Raw genomic sequence first — 4,160 nt, forward strand, 5'->3', positions numbered from 1 at the left:
GCCGGGACCGGTGTGTCAGACCCTTGTCCAGGGCCAGTGCGCGTTACGGCCCGCCTCCAGCAGCGGAACCATCCTGAACGCCGCGTCGCTCAGGCCGCCGAAGGTGTGCCGGTTGCCCCCACCGGACGGACCGTGCCCGGCCCGGTACCCCGCGAGGTTCCAGGTGTAGACGGGGATGTGCGCCGGGACCTGCTCGGTCGGGTCGCCGTAGTAGCTGCCCATCGCCTGCTCGTCGGTGACGATCAGCACCCGGTCGTGCTTCTTGTAGTGCTTGCGCACCGCCTCGGTGGTGTTGGTCCCTCCGAGGTCACCGAAGCGCCCCAGCACCTTCAGCACCGACTCGCCCTTGCTGTACTTCACGCGCGCGCTGCTGGTGCCGAACTCGACCAGGTCCGCGTCGGCCGCCCGCATCGCCAGCGCCGAGCCGAAGACCGCCGCCGCGTCCGCCCGGTTGAGCTGCGAACGGTCGGACAGGGGCGACCACATCGAGCCGGACCGGTCCACCAGGATCAGCGTCCGCCCCGGCATCGCGGGCACATTCGCGAGCGAGTGCCCGAGCGCCTTCTCCAGCGGGTACGACCAGCGCAGCGACGGCGCGTGCCGGTACGCGGCCAGATAGCGGAAGGGGAACTGCCGCGAGGCCGCGACCACCTCAGGGTCCGAGATCTTCGCCGCGACACGCGCCGCGGCCTCGTCCGAGACCCCTGCCTCGTCGAAGTTCCGCAGATTCCGGACCAGCGCCATCGCGCCCATGGACGGGATGACGGCCTCCCAGGCCGCCGCGTCCATCGGCCCCTGCAGCCAGCCCGCCAGCGCCTCCCAGGTCATCCCGGCTCCGGCCAGCCGCTCCGCGCCGTCCGGCCCGGTGACCACGGCCCGCCGCTCGGCCACCGGCAGCGCCATCAGCGCCCGGTGGGCGGTCAGCGTACGGTTCGACGCGGGCGGTACGGCGGTGTCCGGGTGGTAGCGGCGGTCCAGGGCGTACTGGAACAGCTCGCCCTGCCACGGCTTGTCGGAGTCGGGCGAGGCGTGCACGAGGTTGAGGATGTCGCCGAAGCGGTATCCCTTGGCGGCGGTGTCGTACTTCAGCAGCGACTTGCCGTTGTAGAGGCGGCGTACGGCGTCCGCGATTCCGCGCTTGACGGGCTTGGGCACGGCCCGCCCGTACCGCGAGGTCCAGTAGCCGAGCAACTCCCCGGGCTCGTCGGCCCGGCGCAGCACGGACGCGACGACCTGCCGGTTCGACGGGCCCTCGGTGGCGCCCGCGTCCAGTCGGGCCTTCACGTACTCGGCGGCGCCGACGAGCGAGGCGGTACGCATGTTGGCGTCACCGCGCAGCCAGCCGAGCAGGCCGGCGGTCCACTCGGGGTCCTCGACGGCGAGCGTACGGACGAGCGCGGCGAAGCGGTCGTCGCGGGCCTCGCCGGACTCGTAGAAGGTCCGCTGCGAGACGAAGTTGGCGACGGCGAGCAGAAAGAGTTCGGACCTGGCATCCCGCAGGTGTCCTCGGCCGCCCTGATGGGTGACCGTGGTGCGCCCGGTGGTCTTCACGGGCGAGGCCGCCTGGGGCCTGGTCGTACGGATGTTGAAGCGTGCCATGTGAATTCCCCCGAATTCATAAGTTCCAGGGGAAGCGCAGCATGATGAGGGGTGCCCGAGATCAGAGTCGGCGACGGGCTTGTTCCTACTGCTCTACCGATTGAGCTACACGCCCCTAAAGGCGTGACGGGACTCGAACCCGCAACCCGCAGATTGATTGAAGTATCCGTTGCCTGCGCACCGGGCACCCCTCATCGCATGCTGTGCCTCCCGAGATCAAGGACGGCTGCGGTCCGGTTTTCGATGCGAACGAAGTAACCGCGGCCTGCGCACCGGGAGGTGCATGAAGTTGTGGTGTCCAGAGAACAGTTCGGCGGAACCGACGTGTTGGTGCTCCAACCCCTGAGCTACACCGGCCTGAGTACCGGCGACGGGACTCGAACCCGTGACCTCCCCATTATGAGTGGAAGTAGGTCCTGCCTGCGCACCTGGACGTGGATCACTCTAGGGACGCAGGCAGGACGTACGCCAAGGGTTTTTCAGGGGGCTTTCAGCAGGCTCGCTTCCACGGCCCCGTGATCGCGACCATGATGCCCGGGGTCTGGATGTTGGCGAACAGCGTCCGTCCGTCGGGCGAGAAGACGACTCCCGTGAACTCGCTGTACTCCGGCTCCTCCTCGGTGCCGATGTTCAGGTCGTTGCGGGCGATCGGGTACGTACGACCGCGCTCGGTCGCGCCGAAGAGGTGCTGGATGCCCTCGCCGTCCTCGGCGATGATCAGGCCGCCGTACGGCGAGACGGTGATGTTGTCGGGGCCGTCGTACGCGCCGTCCTTCGACGGGTCGGCGTTCACGCCGAGCAGCACCTTGAGGGTGAGCGTCCGGCGCCGCGGGTCGTAGAACCAGACCTGGCCGTCGTGCGGCCGGCCCGGGCTCTCCTCGCGAGCGTACGAGGACACGATGTACGCGCCGCCGTCCGCCCACCACATGCCCTCGAGCTTGCGGGCCCGGGTGACCTCGCCGTCGCCGAACTGCTTGCGCACCGGCACGGTCTTGGCATCCCGGTCCGGGACGTCGACCCAGTCCACGCCGTACACCGTGCCGGTCTTCGTGGCACGGGACAGGTCGTCGACGAAACGGCCGCCCGCGTCGAAGCACTTGGGCGCCTGGAGCAGGCCGGCGTCCTCGGGGATGTGGCGCAGCCGGCCGCGGCCGTGCTGGAAGCCCTGCGGCGGGACCCAGCGGTAGAAGAGGCCGTTGGGGCCGGCGGCATCCTCGGTGAGGTAGGCGTGGTCGCGCTTGGTGTCGATGACGACGGCCTCGTGGTCGTAGCGGCCGAAGGCCTTGATCGGCACGGGGTGGCGGTTGGCGCGGCGGTCGTAGGGGTCGACCTCGAAGACGTAGCCGTGGTCCTTGGTCATGCCGTTCTGGCCGGCCCGGTCGGAGTTCTCCTCGCAGGTGAGCCAGGTGCCCCAGGGAGTGCGTCCGCCCGCGCAGTTGGTGGACGTGCCGGCGATGCCGACCCATTCGGCGGTGCGGCCGTCGCGGTGGGTCTCGACGACGGTGCAGCCGCCTGCGGCGGCCGGGTCGTAGACGAGGCCGTCGGTCAGCGGGACGGGGTACTGCCACTTGGACCGGGGGCCCTTGAGCTCGTGGTTGTTGACGAGCAGGGTGACGCCGCGGGGGCCCTCGAAGCTCGCGGTGCCGTCGTGGTTGGACGGGGTGAACTCGCCCGACTCCAGCTTCGTGACGCCGCTGTGGGTGATGACGCGGTACGAGAAGCCGGCGGGGAGGGCGAGGATGCCCTCGGGGTCGGGGAGGAGCGGCCCGTAGCCGGGGCCGTGCTCGTGACCGTGACCGTGGCCGGTGGCTTCTGCGGCCGTCTCCTCGGTGTTGTCCTCGGCGGCGAGCGCGCCGGGTGCGGTGGCGAGTGCGCCGACGGCACCGGTGAGGGCGACTCCCGCGCCGGTGAGCGCGGACTGTCTGGTGAATTCCCTGCGGCTGAGCGGCATCGCGGTCTCCTGAGGGGATGGGTAGGCGTGGTGCCTGGAGGTCTGGCGGCGCGAGTCTGCGGGGCAACGCTCCCGCTCACGCCTAAACGGCAGTTGAACACCTTGCAACATCACACGGCACCGAGAAGCCCTCTTCCGTGAATCTGCCGGTGCTTTGCCGAGTCGCTGCCGGGTCGCACCGCCCCGTCGTCCCGCGACACTTGGGCGGGGCCCGGGACAGGGCCGCACCCACCCGGCGCGTCCGGCGCTCGAGAACCGGGTTCGGGGCCGAGCCCGGGTGTCAGACGCCAGGACCGGGTCCGGGGCCGAGCCCCGGCGTCGGCCCAGGTGTCAGACGCCAGGACCGGGTTCGGGGCCGAGCCCCGGCGTCGGCCCAGGTGTCAGACGCCAGGACCCGTTCCGGGGCCGAGCCCCGGCATCGGCCCGCGGCTGTCAGGCGCCGCGCTTGGACCTCGCCTTGAAGGCCGCCTTGCGCGCGTCCTTCGCCGTCTTCTTGTCGCGGTGGAGGTGGCCCATCGCCTCCAGAACGTCCGCCGTGGCCGGGTGGTCGACCCGCCACGCCGCGTCGAAGAATCCGCTGTGGCGCCCGACGAGGCCCTCGACCAGGTCC

General features: G+C 70.7%; 2 protein-coding genes. Both read right to left on the reverse strand.

Annotation, left to right across the window (positions count from 1 at the left end; all coding sequences use genetic code 11):
• Positions 1-15: 15 nt before the first annotated feature.
• Positions 16-1,599, reverse strand: coding sequence for a TROVE domain-containing protein (locus ACWGI8_RS40595; protein WP_453668469.1), 1,584 nt, complete (start codon positions 1,597-1,599; stop codon positions 16-18).
• Positions 1,600-2,089: 490 nt separating this feature from the next.
• Positions 2,090-3,550 carry an alkaline phosphatase PhoX gene (locus tag ACWGI8_RS40600; RefSeq protein WP_453668470.1) on the reverse strand — a complete coding sequence of 487 codons (1,461 nt, stop codon included), beginning with the start codon at positions 3,548-3,550 and terminating at the stop codon, positions 2,090-2,092.
• Positions 3,551-4,160: the final 610 nt, after the last annotated feature.

This window comes from Streptomyces sp. NPDC054841, assembly GCF_053611045.1.

Excerpts from the sequence above, each read along its gene's own strand:
- ACWGI8_RS40595 (WP_453668469.1), bottom strand. The coding sequence starts at position 1,599 with ATGGCACGCTTCAACATCCGTACGACCAGGCCCCAGGCGGCCTCGCCC.
- ACWGI8_RS40600 (WP_453668470.1), bottom strand. The coding sequence starts at position 3,550 with ATGCCGCTCAGCCGCAGGGAATTCACCAGACAGTCCGCGCTCACCGGC.